22 protein-coding genes are annotated in these 19,484 nt (G+C 37.6%); 12 read left to right on the forward strand and 10 right to left on the reverse strand.

The genetic code is table 11. The annotated features are described in order from the left end of the window. Positions 1 to 136 precede the first annotated feature (136 nt). From KHA96_RS10330 to KHA96_RS10340, 3 genes are all read left to right on the forward strand, one after another. On the forward strand, positions 137 to 445 hold the full coding sequence (locus KHA96_RS10330; protein WP_213129215.1) for a hypothetical protein: 309 nt from the start codon (positions 137 to 139) through the stop codon (positions 443 to 445). A gap of 106 nt (positions 446 to 551) precedes the next feature. Then, positions 552 to 1,358: a hypothetical protein gene (locus KHA96_RS10335; RefSeq protein WP_213129216.1), complete on the forward strand. Its 807-nt coding sequence runs from the start codon at positions 552 to 554 to the stop codon at positions 1,356 to 1,358. Positions 1,359 to 1,579: 221 nt separating this feature from the next. Further along, positions 1,580 to 2,083: a DUF3967 domain-containing protein gene (locus KHA96_RS10340; protein WP_213129217.1), complete on the forward strand. Its 504-nt coding sequence runs from the start codon at positions 1,580 to 1,582 to the stop codon at positions 2,081 to 2,083. Positions 2,084 to 2,404: 321 nt separating this feature from the next. Here KHA96_RS10340 and KHA96_RS10345 read toward each other — a convergent pair whose 3' ends face one another. After that, complete coding sequence (locus KHA96_RS10345) at positions 2,405 to 2,569, reverse strand: hypothetical protein (RefSeq protein ID WP_213129218.1); 165 nt, start codon at positions 2,567 to 2,569, stop codon at positions 2,405 to 2,407. Positions 2,570 to 2,979: 410 nt separating this feature from the next. Between KHA96_RS10345 and KHA96_RS10350 the strand changes: the two genes are divergently transcribed. The 3 genes from KHA96_RS10350 to KHA96_RS10360 all read left to right on the forward strand — a co-directional run bounded on the left by KHA96_RS10350 (position 2,980) and on the right by KHA96_RS10360 (position 5,216). Beyond that, positions 2,980 to 3,381, forward strand: a complete 402-nt coding sequence (locus KHA96_RS10350; RefSeq protein ID WP_349305727.1) for a serine hydrolase domain-containing protein — start codon at positions 2,980 to 2,982, stop codon at positions 3,379 to 3,381. A gap of 231 nt (positions 3,382 to 3,612) precedes the next feature. Then, the gene (locus KHA96_RS10355) at positions 3,613 to 3,963 is read left to right on the forward strand and encodes a hypothetical protein (RefSeq protein WP_213129220.1); all 351 of its coding nucleotides are present in this window, start codon (positions 3,613 to 3,615) and stop codon (positions 3,961 to 3,963) included. A gap of 212 nt (positions 3,964 to 4,175) precedes the next feature. Further along, a complete protein-coding gene (locus KHA96_RS10360) occupies positions 4,176 to 5,216 on the forward strand; it encodes a lactonase family protein (protein ID WP_213129221.1) in 1,041 nt (346 codons plus the stop codon). Positions 5,217 to 5,523: 307 nt separating this feature from the next. On the opposite strand, the gene KHA96_RS10365 is transcribed toward KHA96_RS10360, so the two are convergent. Genes KHA96_RS10365 through KHA96_RS10380 form a run of 4 tightly spaced genes read right to left on the reverse strand, consistent with a single transcriptional unit; the run spans position 5,524 to position 7,565 of the window. Then, positions 5,524 to 5,793 (reverse strand): DUF2651 family protein, encoded by a 270-nt coding sequence (locus KHA96_RS10365; protein WP_213129222.1) that lies wholly within the window; start codon positions 5,791 to 5,793, stop codon positions 5,524 to 5,526. A gap of 20 nt (positions 5,794 to 5,813) precedes the next feature. Further along, positions 5,814 to 6,536 (reverse strand): YfjL-like protein, encoded by a 723-nt coding sequence (locus KHA96_RS10370; protein WP_213129223.1) that lies wholly within the window; start codon positions 6,534 to 6,536, stop codon positions 5,814 to 5,816. After that, positions 6,533 to 7,075 carry a zf-HC2 domain-containing protein gene (locus tag KHA96_RS10375; protein ID WP_213129224.1) on the reverse strand — a complete coding sequence of 181 codons (543 nt, stop codon included), beginning with the start codon at positions 7,073 to 7,075 and terminating at the stop codon, positions 6,533 to 6,535. The genes KHA96_RS10370 and KHA96_RS10375 overlap by 4 nt, the downstream gene beginning before the upstream one ends. Then, positions 7,068 to 7,565: an RNA polymerase sigma factor gene (locus KHA96_RS10380; protein ID WP_213129225.1), complete on the reverse strand. Its 498-nt coding sequence runs from the start codon at positions 7,563 to 7,565 to the stop codon at positions 7,068 to 7,070. Before KHA96_RS10380 ends, KHA96_RS10375 begins: the two co-directional genes overlap by 8 nt. Before the next feature lie 150 nt (positions 7,566 to 7,715). Here KHA96_RS10380 and KHA96_RS10385 point away from each other — a divergent pair, with 150 nt between their 5' ends. Both KHA96_RS10385 and bioB read left to right on the forward strand, forming a co-directional pair. After that, positions 7,716 to 8,306 (forward strand): biotin transporter BioY, encoded by a 591-nt coding sequence (locus KHA96_RS10385; RefSeq protein ID WP_213129226.1) that lies wholly within the window; start codon positions 7,716 to 7,718, stop codon positions 8,304 to 8,306. A gap of 11 nt (positions 8,307 to 8,317) precedes the next feature. Beyond that, positions 8,318 to 9,325 carry a biotin synthase BioB gene (gene bioB, locus KHA96_RS10390; RefSeq protein WP_213129227.1) on the forward strand — a complete coding sequence of 336 codons (1,008 nt, stop codon included), beginning with the start codon at positions 8,318 to 8,320 and terminating at the stop codon, positions 9,323 to 9,325. Between the two features lie 81 nt (positions 9,326 to 9,406). Here bioB and KHA96_RS10395 read toward each other — a convergent pair whose 3' ends face one another. The 4 genes from KHA96_RS10395 to KHA96_RS10410 all read right to left on the reverse strand — a co-directional run bounded on the left by KHA96_RS10395 (position 9,407) and on the right by KHA96_RS10410 (position 13,281). Further along, positions 9,407 to 10,045, reverse strand: coding sequence for a DUF3995 domain-containing protein (locus tag KHA96_RS10395; RefSeq protein WP_213129228.1), 639 nt, complete (start codon positions 10,043 to 10,045; stop codon positions 9,407 to 9,409). Further along, a complete protein-coding gene (locus KHA96_RS10400; RefSeq protein ID WP_213129229.1) occupies positions 10,032 to 11,126 on the reverse strand; it encodes a hypothetical protein in 1,095 nt (364 codons plus the stop codon). The genes KHA96_RS10395 and KHA96_RS10400 overlap by 14 nt, the downstream gene beginning before the upstream one ends. Positions 11,127 to 11,269: 143 nt before the next feature. Then, positions 11,270 to 12,616, reverse strand: a complete 1,347-nt coding sequence (locus KHA96_RS10405) for a HAMP domain-containing sensor histidine kinase (protein ID WP_213129230.1) — start codon at positions 12,614 to 12,616, stop codon at positions 11,270 to 11,272. Further along, entirely contained in the window at positions 12,613 to 13,281 is a 669-nt protein-coding gene (locus tag KHA96_RS10410) for a response regulator transcription factor (RefSeq protein WP_213129231.1), read from the reverse strand. Before KHA96_RS10410 ends, KHA96_RS10405 begins: the two co-directional genes overlap by 4 nt. A 350-nt stretch (positions 13,282 to 13,631) precedes the next feature. Between KHA96_RS10410 and KHA96_RS10415 the strand changes: the two genes are divergently transcribed. From KHA96_RS10415 to KHA96_RS10430, 4 genes are all read left to right on the forward strand, one after another. Further along, positions 13,632 to 13,832 (forward strand): cold-shock protein, encoded by a 201-nt coding sequence (locus KHA96_RS10415; protein WP_213129232.1) that lies wholly within the window; start codon positions 13,632 to 13,634, stop codon positions 13,830 to 13,832. Positions 13,833 to 13,950: 118 nt separating this feature from the next. Further along, positions 13,951 to 15,318 carry an FAD-binding oxidoreductase gene (locus tag KHA96_RS10420; RefSeq protein WP_213129233.1) on the forward strand — a complete coding sequence of 456 codons (1,368 nt, stop codon included), beginning with the start codon at positions 13,951 to 13,953 and terminating at the stop codon, positions 15,316 to 15,318. A 181-nt stretch (positions 15,319 to 15,499) separates the two neighbouring features. Further along, positions 15,500 to 16,348, forward strand: a complete 849-nt coding sequence (locus KHA96_RS10425) for a polysaccharide deacetylase family protein (RefSeq protein WP_213129234.1) — start codon at positions 15,500 to 15,502, stop codon at positions 16,346 to 16,348. Further along, positions 16,345 to 17,772, forward strand: coding sequence for a serine hydrolase domain-containing protein (locus KHA96_RS10430; RefSeq protein WP_249315451.1), 1,428 nt, complete (start codon positions 16,345 to 16,347; stop codon positions 17,770 to 17,772). Before KHA96_RS10425 ends, KHA96_RS10430 begins: the two co-directional genes overlap by 4 nt. 91 nt (positions 17,773 to 17,863) lie before the next feature. On the opposite strand, the gene gdhA is transcribed toward KHA96_RS10430, so the two are convergent. Next, positions 17,864 to 19,246: an NADP-specific glutamate dehydrogenase gene (gene gdhA, locus KHA96_RS10435; RefSeq protein WP_213129235.1), complete on the reverse strand. Its 1,383-nt coding sequence runs from the start codon at positions 19,244 to 19,246 to the stop codon at positions 17,864 to 17,866. Positions 19,247 to 19,484 lie beyond the last annotated feature (238 nt).

The raw sequence follows: 19,484 nt of genomic DNA on the forward strand, positions 1-19,484 counted from the left end.
TTTTTCAAATATCAAGAGTCTACCACCTAGTAGATAAAGTAATGTCCAAAAATTCCTATATATCTGAAACATTATCCTGCTATCTACCGTATTATAAAGTATACAGCTATATATTATCTAATAGAGGTGATTCCTTATGATGAAATGGAAAGTCTTCACTTTTCTATATTCAACTGTGTTATATGCATATGTGTGTACTCAAGTTGATAATATAGATTGGATATTTATCACTTTATCCATACTTTATTTTACTATGGTGATCAATATTTATTTTATTAAAGAGGTATTTCGGATAATTTCCTCCCTTTTCTTTTTTACCTCCACTATATCTTTTATAGGTGCAATGTTTGATGAATGGTATTGGGGATTCATTTCAGGTATTTTCCTTATGACCATCTCTTTATTTATTCTCGTAGCAAACTATTCTTTCACTAAAAAGTCATGAATAGGCAGATGTTAATAGGTATAATCTCTTAAATACATATACACAATCTTCCTTTTATGGTGTACAATGTAAAAAACGAAAGGGATGTGGGGGTATGAGGGAGTTTTTGAAAAAAGTTTTAATAACATCTACGATATGCGCATTATCTATCGGACTTGTATTTTCCGGTAATGTTAAAGATCATAAGGTAAATGCTAGTGCAATAAATGAAGGCGCAAACATTAATTTCATTAAAAATGAAGAAAATCTTATGGAATACACAATTATCAGTGAAAGCGAGTCTTTATACTATATAGAGACAACTAATCAACTTGATGATGGAACTACAGTTATACATACAGAAGTTTTTGATTTTGCAAATAATATAAAGGGAGAATTGATAGAAGATTTTTATACTTCTGTAGAGAATAATAGAGTTACAGAACAAAGCGTTCTATTAGATCTTAGGGAAACAAACGAAGATGATAAAGACATTTCTATACCAAATATTCCAAGAAGCGATAAATTTAATGTAGGTATTTACGCTGTTACATCTAGCAATCGCTCATTAGTAAGCGTTATGAATATAAACTATACAAGAAACTATTCTACTGGAAAGGCAACCGCGAATTGGGTTACAAGTAGAACGAAAACTGGAATACCATTAAGTAATAAAGCGTTTAATGATTACGCTCAATCAGTAGATTCTATGAGGAATATTGAAGTTAGCACAGGTGTAGGTGCAGTTATTGCTGGTGTTGCTGGAAGCATCGGTGCTAAAAAATTAACCATGGCTTTGTTTAAAAATTTACTTGGTCCTATAGCTATAGTTACATATGGAGTAGCCTTGGGACAATGGCTTTATCAATATGATCGGCAAAGCAATCTTTTCTTGAAGATACCACCTGTAACTCCACCAGGAACAAAAACATAAAACAAATCCTAGACTGTTGAATTTTTCAACAGTCCCTCTATATAAAAATAGCCCTGATTTTTCTACACTAAAAAGAAAAATCAAGGCTATTTTTATATAGAGAGAAAATCAAGTCGCTATATGACCATTATGTGAGTACGTTCATAAGCAAGAACAAAGAAATTCCTTGTTCTATATAGAATAATAGAACGATGAACACAGTATGAAAGGGTGCATGCCTGATGAACGATAAATGGTTATACGTAACCGATGTTGAAAAACAAACAGGCATACCAAGTGCTACGATCAGGAGATACATAAGAAACCATGGACACCATTTGCAATTGAAAAAGAGAGGTAAAATCTATTTGGTTGCCAGTGAGTCTCTTTCATTTATAAAAAATATCAGAGACTTATACGATCAAGGCAAGCGTTTAGAAGATATTGAAGATGCCCTTAGATCTATGAACATACCCATGACTCATGATGAACGAGAGATGACTGTAAACGCCAGCGAAGTATTGGTACAACTGCAAAAAGACATGGAAGAACAAAAGAAATTTAATCAGTCACTCCTTGAAACTATCCAAAAACAGCAAGAATACATAAATACAAAATTAGAGGAAAGAGATCAAAAATTACTCCAATCAATTAGGGAGATCCAAGAAGCTAAAAGAGAAATTGCTGTTAGTCATGAAAAAAAGAAAGGATTCTTTTCAAAGTTTTTCAAAGGTAGGGAGGAATGAATTTGAGCAATAAGGAAAAAAATTGCTATTGATCCAATTAAAAATAGAGTATCTCCATTAATAATTGCTATTTCCTCTCCTTTATTCACAACTTCCTTCCCTTTTTCCCAAAAATGTATATTAATATGATGTTACACTAAGTGTATACAATGTTGGTATAAAAGATATGATATAATCAAGGAAGCTATTCAAAGTGATTTGCAAAAGAAACCACCCTGATCTGCCACGATCCTAAGGGTGGTTTTTTCTTTAACTATTTTCTTTCATCTTTTTTTCAATTTCTTCAGGAGAAAGCCCAATTCTAGCAAGTAACTCTCGTTTTTACTTTTGTAATTCTTCCGTTAATTCGGGAGTCTCTTGGGGTTCATCCTGACTATTAAACCATTCAGGAACAACTTCCGTTCGCCCTGTCCTTCTTTGGCTCGGCTTTAAGTTTGCAAAAGTAATTAAAAACTCAGCCTGATAAAACTCCCATGCTTCTTTCAATTTTGATTTAATAAATCCTAATGGATTTTTACGGATTTTTCTTCATTGACGTAGCGAATAAACTCACTTTCTGTTTTATCCTCCCAGATCATCCTCGCTATATCATATATTTCAGCGAAATATATTTGGTCAAAGTTGTAACCAGTAGCCAAACTGTTAAACCGATGAAGCCTTTCTTCATTTTTAGTGGTTATTGATAAACTTTGTGATGGGAATTACTAAAACTAAAGGGTAGCTTTAGCTTCACAAGGATTTAAACAACCTTATTATCTGTTTAAATTTCAGAGTATAGCTGAACTTAATCTTTTAAAAGAACTTTAAAATGAGACATTTCAATTTAAGTAGTGTCCCCTTTACGTTTTTACAAGTAAATTGTAATAATTTTATTATTCCTATTCAGTACTCACTTTGTGTATAATACGGGTGCATCTTATATGTTATCTGCCATTATCACAAAGGCTACCGGCATGAAGCATCTTGATTATTTAACCCCTCGTTTATGTAAGCCACTAGGAATGGGCGAGGTCACAACAATCTGTTGTCCAAAAGGAATCCATTATGGCGGTATAAGGATGAAAATTTTCAAAGAGGATAAGGCCAAATTTGGTTTACTTTACTTACAAAAAGGAAATTGGGACGGGCAACAAATAATACCTGAATATTGGGTCGAAGAAGCAACAAAAAAACTAGTTCATACATGGGGCGATGAGCATGATGATGCGCTCGGATATGGGTATCAATTTTGGCGTTGGCTGCATGGTGCATTTCGTGCGAGTGGAGCATACGGTCAATATTGTGTAGTTCTGCCTTAACAAAATGCAGTCGTTGCCACAACTGCGGGTACGATGGATATGGCAAAAATACTCGATTTAGTATGGTGACATTTGCTTCCTGGAATATCAGATTCATCTAATAGTTCTCAATTTAAGTTGGAAAAAAAGCTAATTCCTTAGCACTATGATCCACCAAGCTTCTTAATTACCTCACCTCATATCAAATACTGGTCCGGAAGACGTTTTGAGGTACAACACAATGAAGCGAAGATGACATTCCTTGCTTTTGACTTTTTAGAAGGGAATTATCAGTTTCATTTTTGGGATGCTAAAGGAAAACATTCAATTAGAATTGGGATTGGTATGTGGTTAGAAAGTAGTTTAAATATTCTTGCTAAACAGGTAACAGTTGCCGTAAGCGGTACATGGAGAACTTCCAAAACGATTGAAATGATTATACGAATATTAGGGACAGCATTTAGTGATACGTGGACCAGCGATTTTATAACATCGGCTGCACGAATAAGTATTAATCGGAATATATGGAATACGTCAGAAATTCCAGACTTAACCGATGTGGCGTTGTTCCCGAATTTAGTTGGATATTTAGTAGAAGAATAATTGTTTTTAACGACCGGGATTTAATATAAGAAGAACATTGGATACCGTTTTCCGATGTTCCTTTTTCAAACTTATTCTAGCGAATATGGCTAAATGATTTGCATAGTGATTTCTAATATATAAAGATACTATTAATCATTAAAAGCTGGTAAATGCTTTTGTTATAGTTCGTGTTATAATAGTAACAGAAAATTTTGAAAGGAAGACTGATTATGGGGAAAAAATACATAGGCTATGCAGGAACCTATACACGACAATCGAGTGAAGGTATTTATTGCTTTATTCTTGATACAGAAAAAGGGAAACTGATGAATGTAGAAGCAGCTGCAAAAGTTGGCAGCCCTACTTATTTGACGATCAGTGAAGAAAACCGTTATTTATATTCCGTAGCACAGCAAGAAAAGTCAGGTGGAGTTGCGGCATTTTCTGTGGATTCTGAAACAGGGGAGTTAAGCTTGTTAAATATAGAAGTGCAAGAAGGAGCATCCCCATGTCATTTAGATGTGTTTCAGCATGAACTTGTAACGGGCAATTATCACGAAGGGACCGTTGAGCTGTACAAAACGAATGGTCACGGTGTAGAACCAGCATCTTCTGTCTCAAAGCATGAAGGAACAGGTCCACACGAACGCCAGGAAAAACCGCATGTTCACTATACAGCTTTTACTCCAGACAAAAAGTTTGTCGTTGTTGCTGATCTTGGAACAGATGAAGTAGTTACATATAAAGTTGAAAATGAAAAGCTCGAAAAAGTAAATACATTAGCCGTAAGAGCAGGGAGCGGTCCTCGTCATCTTGCTTTCCATCCGAATGGAAAGGTAGCTTATTTATTAACGGAACTTAGTTCTGAAGTAGTCGTGCTAAATTATAATGCTGAAGACGGTAGCTTTACAGAAAAACAATATATTAAAGCGATTCCTGAAGAATTTACGGAAACGAATGATGCAAGTGCCATCCATATTTCGTCAGATGGTCGATTCGTTTATACCGGAAATCGTGGACATAATAGCATTACTGTTTTTAGTGTTGACACGGATACTGGAGAACTCTCAATTGTTGAACAAACTTCGTCAGGCGGGGAGTGGCCAAGAGATTTCGTATTAGATCCAAGTGAATCTTTCTTGATTGCGTCTAACCAACATACAGGGAATCTTGTGCTATTTGCAAGGGATAAAGAGACAGGAAAATTAACGAAGCTTAATTCAGAAGTTGAGGTTCCAGAAGTAGTCTGTGTAAAATTTTTAAAATATTAATCGTATTATAAAATAAATTGAAACGCTCAGAGTATCTCTGAGCGTTGTCTTATCTTATGACAGAATTTTCTTTTCTAATTCTTCGATTTTTTTAACAAGTTTTTTGCTTTTCTCCATTTCTAAGAATACGAGTGATAAAGCCGATCCGGCCATGAAAAATGCTAACCATACCATCCATTACTCCTCCAATCGCAGAAACCCCTTTCCTATTTATACGATGTTAACTTTTAATAGTTTCAGTTTTTTTCTACAATCAAAAAGTCATTATCTTGAGAAATCGGTATGATATTTGCTAGGATTCCCTTTTTTAAACTGTTTTTGACTGGATGTTTCTTTTTCTAGCAAGCCAAATAATTAATGAAATAATAAGCGATACAGCTGTATAAAAAGCGGCCCATCCAAATAAAGCTTGCCATCCAACGTTTTGAGTCATCGGCAAAACGATGGTCAAAACGTTCAGGCCGATAAAGATCATTAAGGGGGCCAAATAGTAATTTTTCAGTTTTACAGCGCCAATGAATGAAAATGCGATTGTAATGATTGGCATTAGAATAGCATAAAATGGAATTTCCCACATATAAATCATCTCCTAAAATTCTATTGATTGTATTCTTCGATATCACTTAGCTTGATGTCCGAATTTTTTTCAAAACCAACATAATATTTTACATAGCCTAGATTGTCTTTTTCAATTACTTCATTATCAAATAAATTTCCATTGAAGCTGACTCCACTGTAATTATAGTGTTCTGAATTAAGAGTTTGCTGAATAGAACGAACCATTTTTAAAACATCGTCCTTACTCCGATTTGTCGCATCCACGATAAGATGGATATAGATCGGTTTTTCCAGCTTTAAATCTTTACTCCAATTCGTATCTGAACTATACGTTCCTTTTAAAACTTCAATTTGCACGCTCATTTCGATAACTCGCCCGACTTTATCTGTCAGTAGTTCCGTAAGCTCAGCTGATGCCTCTTCCCCTAATTTATCCATGAGCGGCAGATCCAAGTTATCATAATAGATTCCATCATATGTGACAGTCGGCTTCCAAAAACCAGTAACGTTAAATTCATACTCTTTTTGTTGTCCATCACCAATTTTTCTAACATCATACGTATAACCACTCACCTTAAAATTGTAAAATCCATCGGGAATGACAAATTCTTGTCCTGGATATGTTTCTTTTAAATAGAGCTTCACTGATCTTTCTGAAACGTATTTCCACACTGGATTCCCATTAAAAGCATTGTAAAAAAATAAAATGGGGACGACTAGAATAATAATAAGTATCAAATATAACCATTTCATTTTAGTCATGATGCTGGACCTCTTTCTCTAATTTTTAGAACGAGCAAGCCAATTACACTTCCGACCAAGGCGAAGCTTAAGTGAATAACACCAAGGAAGATGGAACCAATGATAGCATCAAATGTAATGGGGGCATCTGTTGCAATATCAATGATGGACCAAATAAAATTCGGTAAAAAGGCAATTACTGTTACAATCAAAAATCGTCTGTAAAATAAAAATGTAATCAAACCAAGGATAGGATAGGTTAATATAAACCCAAAACTTTCATGCAACAACGATGTTTTAATCGCAAAAATAAACGAAATCGCGACAAAAATAATTTGATAAATAGAGAGTTTTAAATTTATTTTCTTAATCATATTTTCCGTATCGATTGTAGATGTAATCTTTTCTTTTTCAATTGGTTCCTTTGAGAGGAGGGCGAGTTCCCGACAGCTCTCACAGTTTTCTAAATGTGCCTCTACCCATTCAGTTGTTTCGTCTTGAAGCAATCCTTCGTTATAAAGGGGCAGAAGATCTTCTACAATCGCACAATCTTTATTCATGGTTCAACCCCATTTCTTTTTGAAGTCGTAGTTTCGCTCGATGAAATGTCACTCGAACATAATTTTCACTTTTATTTATGAGTTCTCCAATTTCTTTAAAAGATAATTCTCCGTATAAGCGTAAAGTTACGATTTCTTGCTGGATTTCGTCCAAGCTGCTGATTTTTTGCAATAGATTAACTTGGCCTTCCTTCGTTATATATACATCCTCGGGGGTGTTTGGAAGTTCAGGGACATCAAGAGTGAGCTTTTCTTGAAGGCCAGTCGCATATTTTTTTGAACGATAATGTTTTCGCAATATATTTTTTGCAATGGAAAATATCCAAGTTTGCAGCGTGGATTTGCCAGAGAAGGAATGGATTCCTCTAATTGCTTCGTAAAAAACATCGTGCGTTAAATCTTCTGCAGCAGATTTATCAGATGTTTTTATATAGAAGAAGGCGTAAATTTTTGGCTGAATCTCTTTATATAGCCTTTCTAACTCGCTCATGTTGTCCTCCCCCTAAGTTCTTCATAATATTAGTGCCATGAATATCTATTTCGTTACAAAAAATTATATGTTAACCAATAAAATAATTAGGTTGACATATAGTGACCATACTATTATTCTCTTATTATAGTAAAAATTTGAGGTGAAAAGATGAGTACTGCAACAGTGAAAACAAATAATAAGCTAAGAACTGTAGATATGATGTATGTAAGCATGTTCTCTGCACTAATGATGATTGGGGCGAATATTACCTCTTTTATTCCCTTCATGACGATAGGGGGAGTGCCGATTACGCTGCAAGCGTTCTTTGCTGTATTAGCGGGAGCGTTTTTAGGGAGTCGTCTTGGTGCAATTTCGATGGCAGTTTATATGTTTATTGGTCTTGTGGGTGCTCCGGTATTTGCTAAGTTTATGGGAGGGCCTGCCCAAATCCTTAACCCAACATTCGGATTTATTCTATCTTTTATTTTAACGGCATATGTAACAGGGAAAGTCATTGAAAAAAATAACAAGCTTCATTCTTTTATTATCGCGGCTTTAATCGGAACTATCGTAAGCTATTTAATTGGAACGAATTTAATGTATGTAGCTTATAAAGTGTGGGCAGCTGCTCCGTCTGCATTTTCTTATAAGGTAGCTTGGGTGTGGATGGCTGTTCCATTTCCAAAAGATATGTTTCTTGCCGTTTTGGCGGGGATGTTTGCTCATAGAATGCATAAGATTGTGAAAAGGTCTTATTAGGTGGCTTAAATATGATTAAATTTGATCATTTAGCAGAAAAAGTCTTGGCAGGAAAAGAACTCACGGACGAAGAAGCATTATCTGTTTTACAATGTCCTGACGAAGAACTGTTAACGTTGTTGCATGCAGCCTTTCAAGTACGTAAACATCACTATGGAAAAAAAGTAAAATTGAATATGATCATCAATACGAAATCGGGTTTATGCTCTGAAAACTGTGGTTACTGCGCTCAGTCCATCGTTTCGAAGGCTCCGATTGAAAAATACTCGATGATGAAAAAAGATGAAATCATAGCAGGCGCCAAAAGAGCGGCACAGTTGAATGCGGGAACATACTGCATTGTCGCAAGCGGCAGGGGACCGGCTCATCGTGAATTAGAGATTGTCGCTAGCGCAGTGAAGGAAATAAAAGAGGAATACAAACATTTGACGATTTGTGCTTGTCTTGGAATTTTGAAGCCCGAACAAGCTGCGAGATTGAAAGAGGTTGGGGTAGACCGATACAATCATAATATCAACACATCTAGTAACCATCATTCGAATATTACAACGTCGCATACATACGAAGACAGAGTTAATACAGTGGGAATTGTTAAAAAGTCAGGTATCTCACCGTGCTCGGGTGTCATTATTGGCATGAAAGAATCGCTTGAAGATGTCATTGATATGGCTCGCAGTTTGAGAATCTTGGATGCAGATTCAATTCCAATTAACTTTTTGCATGCAATTGACGGGACGCCACTTGAGGGTACGAACGAATTGAACCCACGATATTGCCTAAAAGTGTTATGCTTGTTCCGATTTATGAATCCCACAAAAGAAATCAGGATTTCCGGAGGACGTGAAGTGAATTTAAAAAGCTTGCAGCCACTCGGTTTGTTTCCCGCCAACTCTATTTTTATCGGAGATTACTTAACGACAGAAGGGCAGGCTGGATTGGTAGATAAGCAAATGTTAGAGGATATGGGATTTGAAGTTGATTTAGAGCCATTAAATCGAGAAATAGCAAAAGCTTTATAAAGATGAACAGACCCACAGCATGTGGGTCTGTCAACGTGTATGGCTTACTGGATTTCACTTTACGAACTCTAAGGCAAACGTTCAAAATTTGAAAATCGTCCCAATCACAAACAGTATGATTAGAAGTAAAACAAACAACAAATAGTAGATTGTAAATCTCCTAATGACCGTAAAGCGAATATTAGAATTAAGCGCGTAATGAACGGCCGATAATCCGGCAAGCAAACCCATTATGAGAAACCATGGTTCGTAAAAGAAAAGATCCCATAACGCTAAGCTTTGAGTGTTCAATTGTATCCATCCAGGGAAATCGATAGTAATGATGCGGGACAAAAAGAATGCCTTAGTCAGTATTCCACTTACAGCATGTGCAAGTAAAAAAGCTGTACCAATTAAGGTAGGGGTTAGCATGATAAGCGGGTGGATTTTCCTTCCACTTATCACCGGCATCCAGCGAGGAACAACTTTTCCCCATGGTTTGACTAGACCTAGTAAGCAAAAACCACAGAACATAATCACAACTCCAGCGATGTAGCTGGCCATTGATAATGCTTTCGGATCTTCAAATTGGCCATTCATAGAAATAATTCCACCACCCGCAGCTTCCAAAAATCGGACGAAGACCGCGTATAAAATTGCCCAAGTACATCCGACATAAGCAGGCCACACTGAGTTTCTTAAAAAGTGTTCGAGTGCTGTTTTCTCTTTAAATTTGGACATACTCGTTTTGCCTTTTCATAGTCGGTTTATGGATAAGGTTTTTTTCGCCTCTTCCACAATAAGAGCATCGACCGCGTCTACGATAATAGTAAGCAATAGTAGACAACCCAAGAGTTACACCCCATGGACCCCAGAAAACCATTGGTCCAACCGCCCCCCACAATTGCTCAAAAATGATGCTTTCGGTTGTAGTAAAGTGCAAGGCTAAGCTGAAAAATTGGAACGTAAAAACAAATCCAGCAGAGGTAACTGCAAGCGCCACTATAGTAGCCGGAATAACAGCAAGCATAATGGGAACTTTTTTTCCGCCAATAAACGGGAACCAACGTGGAAAGATCTCGCCCCATTTTTGAATCAAACCGAGAGTAAGGATACTGCCACCTACGCATAAAAATCCGAATGCCCATTCTGTAAATCGTGCCGCAGCATTCAATGTTGAAAAGTCTGCTAGGAATTGTGAACTTACTCCCAGCGGAATATTAAGTGCCCAAGCAAAACGCGTGATAGCATATGGAATAGGTGCAAGAGCTGCGATAATGGTAAGTAATTTACCTATTCGCACCAATAAGAACGTTCCTTCATTCTCTGTTCTTCCGCAATATTCACATGCATTACGGGTTTTTCGCTGATAAGCTACTGCGGTTAACATCCAAAGAAGTGCCCCTATAATACAAATAATTTGATTCCCCATTTGCCAGTTGAAGGCGAATTTAAATAGAAATGCGTACGCCATAGCCGCAATCAGATTGATATCCGGAATAAAAAGAATTAAGCTAATGGCAAAGCTCCAAGAATAGCCGATTAAGAGCCAATGAGGGATGGGGGCCTTTTTATTGCTTTGCATGATAAGGCCAAAACAAACTCCTAAGAGACAAAGAATCACGAATAGAACACCACCTTCTGCTTGGGAAAGATAGGTAAGCATGGCAGCGAATAAATGATCATCGCTTCTTTCCAGTTGAAATGGGTACCCCGTTCCTCCTAACAGCCAATATAGGTGCATACTTCCGTACAACAAGGACCAGATGACGGCAAGATATCCAATCCATTGAGGCCAACGCTTGAAAATTAATTTCGACATATCGAACAACCTTTCTTTTTGTTAATGGATAGGGTGAACAACAAATAACCCTGCTTTCATACTAACCAGCGAAGGTTAATAAAAAGGTAGGGTTCAGTTTAAATTTCGTTTAATTTTCTTAGAGAAAATTTTCGCCTAATATATTAAAGAACTGTTTCGTAAAGAAAAATGGTTGTTCCTTCTGATGTACTAATCATATCCCAAGTAAGATCCATTTCCTGAAGCATCAGTTCAACAATGGAAAGACCGATTCCTGCACCTTTTTCGTTTGAGCCGCCATCCATGCCCGGTCCTTTGTCATCAATTCTAACTATCAGTTTTCCGTCTTTTTCTTCGGAATAGATGCCTACGTGTTTTCCGGAATTCGCATGTCTAATGATGTTTTGAAAAAGATTATCTAATATTCGAGTTAACCAATGTGGATCGATATTCCACAACACGGACTTTTCCAGTAAATGAATCTTTACGTCGAAACCTTCTTTTTCAAATATCGGATACCAGCTCGCGACAGAAGTACGCAATACCCGATGCACATCCGTTTTGCTTTTTTGCATCGGGTATTTACCCGCTGACAATAAAGTAAAGGAAAGGAGATTGTCGAGCAGCGCGCTTAACATATCCACCTTATTTTCAATTAAAAGGAGGGAATCCTTTCCATTTGGAGAAAGGTCTTCTTTTTGTAAAGAATGGGCATGTCCTCGGATTGTAGTAAGCGGCGTCCTCAAATCATGAGAAATATTAGCGATCAACTGCTTTCTGAGTGCTTCTTCCTCTTGTTCCCGCTTCCTGCTGTTCATTAGATCATCAATCATATGATTAAAGGCTTGCCCCAACTGGCCGATTTCATCTAATTTTCGGATTATAACCTTTTCGGGAATTCCACTTGCGCCGACGGTAGTCATAGCATTTTGAAGCTTAACGAGACGTTTCCGAATTTTAGAGAAAAACAGCCATGATATACCGAGAAACAAAGTGAACACTGCAATGCCGTAGACCATAAAATATTTGTCATCGATAAAGTTTGCCGACAATGGTTCCGTAAGTTCGGATGGTATCTGAAATACCATAAAGCCTTGACTTGGGTCATCGCCAATATATTCAATGATCGTATAGGGGCCACTCCCAGTACTATTTTTCATAAACTGTATCGTCCTGGCTTCTGTCCATTGTTCCGGAATGCTCTGTTTTCCAATGGACAGCTTTGTTTTTCCAGTAGCGTCAACCCAGAAGATTTCAACTTTAGGATACTCTTTTGTTAATGCACGAAGCTTTTTGTTAATCTTGTCCTCGTTTTCTCCATTTAGCTTGAGGGCTTCCGTGTGCCACATTTGTTCAAACTTTTTCGTATCTATATAGTTCGCTCTCAGTTTCATATCTTCATTAAAAAAAATGGAGGGAATATAATAGATTGGTATGACGAATGGCCACAGTAATAACGCAACTGCAATAATAAACAAATATCTTGCGAGTAAAGAATGATGTAATTTCATTGTTTCACCCTGTAGCCGATTCCTCGGATGGTTTCAATAATTTGAGGGTTGCTCGGATCTTCCTCGATTTTTTCGCGAAGGTGTCGAATATGCACCATTAGTGTTTTATCTCCATCTAAATACGGATTTTCCCATATGGCTTCGTATATTTGTTCTTTCGTTAAAATCTGATTCGGATGACGAAGCAAATACTTGAAAATAAAAAATTGCTTCGCAGTCAAGGGAATTTCAGTATTTGTTCTTACATCCAAAACTCGGTTTTCAGGTATGTATATTCGTAGGTGTGAGAGCTGTATAAATGGAGCGGAGATCTTTTCAAATCGTCTTAATAATACTTCCACCCGGGCGGCAAGCTCGTCGGGATGAAAGGGTTTTGTCACGTAGTCATCAGCAAAATGGAGGCCTTGGAGCTTATCATCGATTGAGGTTCTAGCTGAAAGTAAAAGTATTGGTGTGGTAGGATGCTCTTTTTTCAGGCGCTGGCCTATCGAAAATCCATCCAAACCCGGCAACATGATATCTAGAATGACGAGGTCCATTTCATTCATTTGTTCTATAGCACCTTCACCTGACTTCAGCCATGTCACATTATAACCTCGATCCGATAAATCTTTATGTAGCCACGAGCCAATTTCCGTGTCATCCTCAATATATAAAATATTCATTTCATCGCATCCTCAGTTTCTTTTTAATTATAATAATAGTGTATCCTTTTGCAAATTTGGATTTCAAGAATCAAATGGAAAAATGAAAAGATAAATAAGACCTTTTTAGTAAAAGTTTCATATGTTCTTTTTCTAACCATCGATAATAGAATGAGCTTATAAAAATGATTTTCTATAAACGCCTTGTTATTTTATATGAAAGATGGTAATATTAGTTTTAAGCTTAATATATATTAAATCTTATAATTCACATGTTTTTACGGATTATATTGTTGATAATATTATCCGTAAAAGCATGTGAATTTTTGTTTATATCGCTATTAAGTAACAAATTTTTGGAGGTTTTAATTATGAACCAAGGTACAGTAAAATGGTTTAACGCAGAAAAAGGTTTTGGCTTTATCGAAGTTGAAGGTGGAGAAGACGTATTCGTACATTTCTCAGCAATCACTGGCGATGGCTTCAAAACTCTTGAAGAAGGTCAAAAAGTTAGCTTTGAAATCACTCAAGGCAACCGCGGCGACCAAGCAGCTAACGTTGTTAAATTATAATTGATAAAGAGGCATTGAGGAGTAATACTCTTCAATGCTTTTTTTATTTTACGAAGTCATTTGGCAAATCTAATATGCTATTATTTAATTAATTCGTTTTTTAAAAAGGGGGAGTTGAATGAATTTATACGAGAATCTACGTGCTTTGCTAGAACAACATAAAGTTTCCATCAATGAAACGATTCTAAGATATCATTCAGGCGATGAATCTCATCATGCGAAGATTGAACCGGATGTAGTAGTTTTTCCAGAGTCTACAGAGGATGTACAAAAAATAGTCACCTTTGCGAATGAACATAGAGTCTCGCTAGTCCCTTATGGAGCTGGCTCTGGTCTTGAAGGACAAGCCATTCCGATTAAAAAGGGAATTTCGATCAGCTTTGAACGAATGGCAAGCATTATTGAAATAAAGCCGGAAGATTTGACTGTGACGGTACAACCAGGAATGACACGCCTCAAATTAAATGAGGAATTGAAGAAATACGGTTTATTTTTCCCTGTAGATCCAGGAGCGGATGCTTCTATTGGAGGAATGGCGGCAACGAATGCTAGTGGTACACTTGCGGTCAGGTACGGAGTGATGCGGGATCAGATTTTGAACATGGAGGTTGTGCTCGCAGATGGGCGTATCATCGAAACGGGCAGCATGGCAAAGAAATCATCTTCTGGATATCATTTAAACGGTCTTTTCATCGGTTCAGAAGGTACATTAGGGATCTTTACAAAAATCATATTAAAGCTCCACGGTATTCCCGAAAATATAACAGCTGCCCGTTGTACTTTTCCAACGATTAGAAGCTGCGTTGATGCTGCGGCGGCAATATTGACGGCAGGAATTCCGATAGCAAGAATAGAATTAGTAGATGCAAGGAGCATTAAACAAGTCAATCATTTCAGTGAAACAGACTTCCCAGAAGAACCTTCGCTTTTTCTTGAATTCCATGGTAATCAATCAGGAAATGAAGAGGATATTGACTTTGTACAAACAATCGTCAAAGACATGGGATGCAGTAGTTTTGTATTTGAAACAGATTCTTTAAAACGTGCGCATTTATGGAAGGCGCGGCATGATCTCCATTATGCTTTTAGCCATAGCTATCCAAACCTTTCTATTCTAAGCACGGATGTGTGTGTTCCAATCTCTAAACTACCGGAAATTGTTGAATATACACGTAATCAATTAGATACATATGGATTGGATGGAGGAGTTCTCGGACATGTGGGAGATGGAAACTTTCATACTGCCTTGTTGTATAATCCCCATGATCCAGAGGAAATAGCAAAATCAAATCAGTTTAATAGAGATTTGGTATCATATGCTTTGAGTGTAGGAGGAACTTGCACTGGAGAACATGGAGTAGGGATTGGAAAAATTAAATTTCAAAAGGAAGAGCACGGTCCGGCATTAGATGTGATGGTGTCCATTAAGAAATTGTTCGATCCAAACGATATTCTAAACCCGGGTAAAATATTTCCTTATAATTGAAAGCGAATTCATTTCGAAAGGCTATTTTCTAAAGGTTGTTTTTTTGTAATATGCAATTCCGGAAGTAGAGGCTTTTATTAGGCTAGTTTGAAAAAAACAATTTTAAGTCAATAAGTTTTTCATCACGTAGCAACAATATTTAGGAAAAGAACTTTATAAATAGAAAGTGAGATGTTAAAAAATGAATAAAAATGAGCGTCTCTTAATCTTGCATGCGGATGATTTTGGAATGTGCCATGCTACGAATCAAGCAATTATTAAACTTTTGGATGAAGGCTCCATCTCTTCAACAACCTTAATGGTCAATTGCCCGTGGTCGACAGAAGCAGCAAATGCAGCAAGAAATAATCCGAATTTTGATGTAGGCGTACATCTAACGTTGACGAGTGAATGGGATCGTTATAAATGGGGGCCAGTCAATCTTAATGGGAATGTTGAGACATTAGTAAATGAATTAGGCTATTTTCCTCCTAATTTAGAAAAGGTGGCACTTGCGGATCGTGAGCAAGTACGAGAAGAAATCGTAGCCCAAATCGAAAAGGCCATTCAATTGGGAGTAGATCCCACCCATCTTGATAGCCATATGGGCGCATATTTATTTTTTATGGATATTCATATTGAGGTCGCAGCAGAATATAATTTACCGCTTCGTTTTACGAAAAATCCTCCATCTGGTTTTCATGTTGAAACAATGGAAGAACTCATACAATTAGCGGACAGTAAAGGTGTATTATATCCCGATCAAGTTATTGGACTGCCTTTTTGGCTAAATGAAGGTGACGGATATGAAGCATCCCGGCAAAACGCTATAGATATATTGAAAAGCTTACAAGCAGGGATTACGGAACTACTTTTTCATCCATCGTATGAATCCGAAGAATTAAAAGCAATTACGGATACATGGCAAGCAAGACAATATGAGTTTGATATTTTTAGAGATCCAGAAGTAAAAAAAGTGCTTAAAGAGGAAAATATTAAAGTAATTGGTTGGAAGGAACTTCGTGAAATGCAGAGGGGGAATAAGCGATGATTCAGACTAAGTTGCCTAGAAGCAAGCCAGAAGAACAGAATGTTTCTCCGAAATCGGTACTGGATTTTATCAATGCTCTGGAAACAGAAGAACTGGAAGTTCATAGTTTTATCTTATTAAGACATGGACATGTGATTGCGGAGGGAACGTGGGCTCCGTATGACGAAGAAGATCCACATATACTTAATTCTTTAAGTAAAAGTTTTACCTCAACTGCGATTGGGTTAGCAGTGGAAGAAGGAAAACTCTCAGTTGATGATGCTGTCATTTCATTTTTTCCCGAATACATGACAGAGGAAATTAAAAAAAATATGGCTGATTTAAAAGTGCGCCACTTACTTTCGATGTCAACTGGGCATGACGAGGACACTACTCCTTATTTAAGAAAAAGCGAAGACTGGGTGAAAGAATTTTTTAGTATTCCGATTGTCCATGAGCCTGGTACTCACTTTTTATATAACACAGGAGCTACCTATATATTGTCTGCCATTTTAACAAAAGTGACAGGTATGAAGCTGCTTGATTATTTAGAGCCGCGTTTATTTGAGCCGCTTGGAATGAGCGATATTACGACGACAACTTGTCCAAAAGGAATCCACTTTGGCGGTTCAGGAATGCGCGTTAAAATTGAGGATATTGCAAAATTTGGATTATTGTACTTGCAAAAAGGAATATGGGAAGGGAAGCAAATTATACCTGAACATTGGGTGGAAGAAGCAACAAGCAAGCAAATATCGAATGGGGACGATGAAAATAACGATTGGGCCCAAGGATATGGATATCAATTTTGGCGTTGTCGCTACGGGGCCTTTAGAGGAGACGGGGCGTTTGGACAATATTGTATTGTTATGCCCGAGCAGGAATCGGTCGTTGCGGTGACAGCGGGTGTAATGGATATGGGTGATATCCTTAGCCTTGTATGGACTCATTTGCTTCCCGGCATGTCAAGCACTTCAGAAGGCTATCAATCGGATCTCGAACATAAATTAGCCTCTTTATCGTACAAGGCGCCAAAGGTATTAACGGCATCTCAAAATAGTGATAAATGGACGGGAAAACAATTCGAAGCTCAACCAAATGATTCGGAAATCACATCATTTTCTTTCAATTTTTTAGAAGAAAAAGGTGAATGTATGTTTTCGGATTCAGAAGGAGAGCATAAGTTTCAATTTGGCTATGGCGAATGGATAACAAGTGACTTTACGATAGCAGGACAAAAAGTAAGTGCTGCAGCCAGCGGGACATGGCGTAATCGTAATACATTTGAATTGACGCTTCGCTTACTTGGAACCCCGTTTTGCGATACGTGGACGTGTAATTTTATTAATGGTGCTGTAAGAATAAATGTTTCGCGAAATATTTGGACAGTTCCAGGGCTATCAGATATGGCATTAATGCCGGCATTAGTAGGTCATTTCGTTTAAAAGGAAAAAAGCGGTTCTTTCAAATGAAAGAACCGCTTTTTTATAGCCTATCGACTTGCAAAAGTTTTAGTTACGAGCAAGTACTTTCTAATTAAATTACGCCGTGCATAAGCATTGCATTTGCAACTTTTGTAAATCCTGCAATGTTCGAGCCGACCACAAGGTTCCCTGGATGGCCATATTCATCTGCCGCTTTTATACTATCTCGATAAATGCCTGTCATAATCTTTTTAAGTTTTGCATCAACTTTATCAAAAGACCATGGAACGCGTGAACTGTTTTGGGCCATTTCAAGAGCTGAAACTGCAACGCCGCCCGCATTCGCTGCTTTACCTGGTCCAAATAGCACTTCGCTTTCAAGGAAAATATCAATTGCTTCTAGAGTAGATGGCATATTCGCACCTTCTCCAATTGCTTTTACACCGTTAGAAACAAGAACTTTTGCGGCGTTTTCATCAATTTCATTTTGTGTAGCACATGGAAGGGCAATATCACATGGAATGGTCCAAATACCTGTACTTCCTTCCACGTATTGAGCATGAGGATGTTCTTTCACATACTCGGAAATTCTGCATCTTTCAACCTCTTTTAATCTTTTTACAGTATCTAGGCAAATTCCTTTTTCGTCATAAATATAGCCATTTGAATCACTGCACGCCAAAACCTTAGCGCCATATTCTTGTGCTTTTGCAATAGCATAAATGGATACATTTCCTGATCCGGAAACAACGACCGTACTTCCGGAAAAAGTATATCCACGATCCTTCAGCATTTCTTCAACGAAATAAACGGTTCCGTAGCCAGTTGCTTCAGTTCTTCCGAGACTTCCACCATAGCCTACACCTTTACCCGTAAACACACCGGCGTCAAAATTGCCGCGGAGTCTTTTATATTGACCGAACATATAACCAATTTCCCGAGCTCCAACTCCGATATCACCTGCTGGAACGTCAACGTCTGAACCGATATATTTTGTTAATTCGGTCATGAAGCTTTGGCAAAATTTCATAATCTCCATGTCTGACTTGCCTTTAGGGTCGAAATCAGATCCGCCTTTTCCGCCGCCAATTGATTGCCCTGTCAAAGCATTTTTGAAAATTTGTTCAAAGCCAAGGAATTTGACAATGCTTTGATTGACGGAAGGATGGAACCGCAAGCCGCCTTTATAAGGTCCAATTGCACTATTATATTGAACACGGTATCCACGGTTCACTTGTACTTTTCCCTTGTCGTCTACCCATGGAACACGAAATGAAATCAATCTTTCAGGCTCAACGATCATTTCCAAAATGCCCGCTTCCATATATTTAGGATTACGCGCAAATACTGGAGTTAGCGAGTAAAAAATTTCTTTTACTGCTTGAAGAAATTCGTATTCATTCGGGTTGCGTTGAACGACCGTTTCATATACTTTATTGACATAATTTTGCGCTTTTACCATACTTTCATCTTTCAAATTCATCACCATCGCCATCTTTTCCACTCCTTTTCTTCAATACTCCAGGCAATACGAAAAGCGTAAGCGCCTTGCTTAGCCCCGACAAGCAAATGTTCTGAGTCAAAAAAGTCTGCTTTTTGACTTTTCTTGACTCAGGTTATTTGACCTCGAGGGGCTAGGCGCTGCAGCTAGACAATACGAAAAGCGTAAGCGCCTTAGCCGAGGAAGGCAGGCTAAGGACGCAACTTCCTGTTGCGCCGCCTTCCTGACCTGC

The sequence above is a fragment of the Bacillus sp. FJAT-49711 genome (genome assembly GCF_018343715.1).
Lineage (GTDB): Bacteria > Bacillota > Bacilli > Bacillales > Bacillaceae_C > Lederbergia.

Coding starts and splice junctions, on each gene's coding strand:
- KHA96_RS10330 (WP_213129215.1), top strand. CDS start 137: ATGATGAAATGGAAAGTCTTCACTTTTCTATATTCAACTGTGTTATAT.
- KHA96_RS10340 (WP_213129217.1), top strand. CDS start 1,580: ATGAACGATAAATGGTTATACGTAACCGATGTTGAAAAACAAACAGGC.
- KHA96_RS10355 (WP_213129220.1), top strand. CDS start 3,613: ATGACATTCCTTGCTTTTGACTTTTTAGAAGGGAATTATCAGTTTCAT.
- KHA96_RS10360 (WP_213129221.1), top strand. CDS start 4,176: ATGGGGAAAAAATACATAGGCTATGCAGGAACCTATACACGACAATCG.
- KHA96_RS10365 (WP_213129222.1), bottom strand. CDS start 5,793: ATGTGGGAAATTCCATTTTATGCTATTCTAATGCCAATCATTACAATC.
- KHA96_RS10370 (WP_213129223.1), bottom strand. CDS start 6,536: ATGACTAAAATGAAATGGTTATATTTGATACTTATTATTATTCTAGTC.
- KHA96_RS10375 (WP_213129224.1), bottom strand. CDS start 7,075: ATGAATAAAGATTGTGCGATTGTAGAAGATCTTCTGCCCCTTTATAAC.
- KHA96_RS10380 (WP_213129225.1), bottom strand. CDS start 7,565: ATGAGCGAGTTAGAAAGGCTATATAAAGAGATTCAGCCAAAAATTTAC.
- KHA96_RS10385 (WP_213129226.1), top strand. CDS start 7,716: ATGAGTACTGCAACAGTGAAAACAAATAATAAGCTAAGAACTGTAGAT.
- bioB (WP_213129227.1), top strand. CDS start 8,318: ATGATTAAATTTGATCATTTAGCAGAAAAAGTCTTGGCAGGAAAAGAA.
- KHA96_RS10395 (WP_213129228.1), bottom strand. CDS start 10,045: ATGTCCAAATTTAAAGAGAAAACAGCACTCGAACACTTTTTAAGAAAC.
- KHA96_RS10400 (WP_213129229.1), bottom strand. CDS start 11,126: ATGTCGAAATTAATTTTCAAGCGTTGGCCTCAATGGATTGGATATCTT.
- KHA96_RS10405 (WP_213129230.1), bottom strand. CDS start 12,616: ATGAAATTACATCATTCTTTACTCGCAAGATATTTGTTTATTATTGCA.
- KHA96_RS10410 (WP_213129231.1), bottom strand. CDS start 13,281: ATGAATATTTTATATATTGAGGATGACACGGAAATTGGCTCGTGGCTA.
- KHA96_RS10415 (WP_213129232.1), top strand. CDS start 13,632: ATGAACCAAGGTACAGTAAAATGGTTTAACGCAGAAAAAGGTTTTGGC.
- KHA96_RS10420 (WP_213129233.1), top strand. CDS start 13,951: ATGAATTTATACGAGAATCTACGTGCTTTGCTAGAACAACATAAAGTT.
- KHA96_RS10425 (WP_213129234.1), top strand. CDS start 15,500: ATGAATAAAAATGAGCGTCTCTTAATCTTGCATGCGGATGATTTTGGA.
- KHA96_RS10430 (WP_249315451.1), top strand. CDS start 16,345: ATGATTCAGACTAAGTTGCCTAGAAGCAAGCCAGAAGAACAGAATGTT.
- gdhA (WP_213129235.1), bottom strand. CDS start 19,246: ATGGCGATGGTGATGAATTTGAAAGATGAAAGTATGGTAAAAGCGCAA.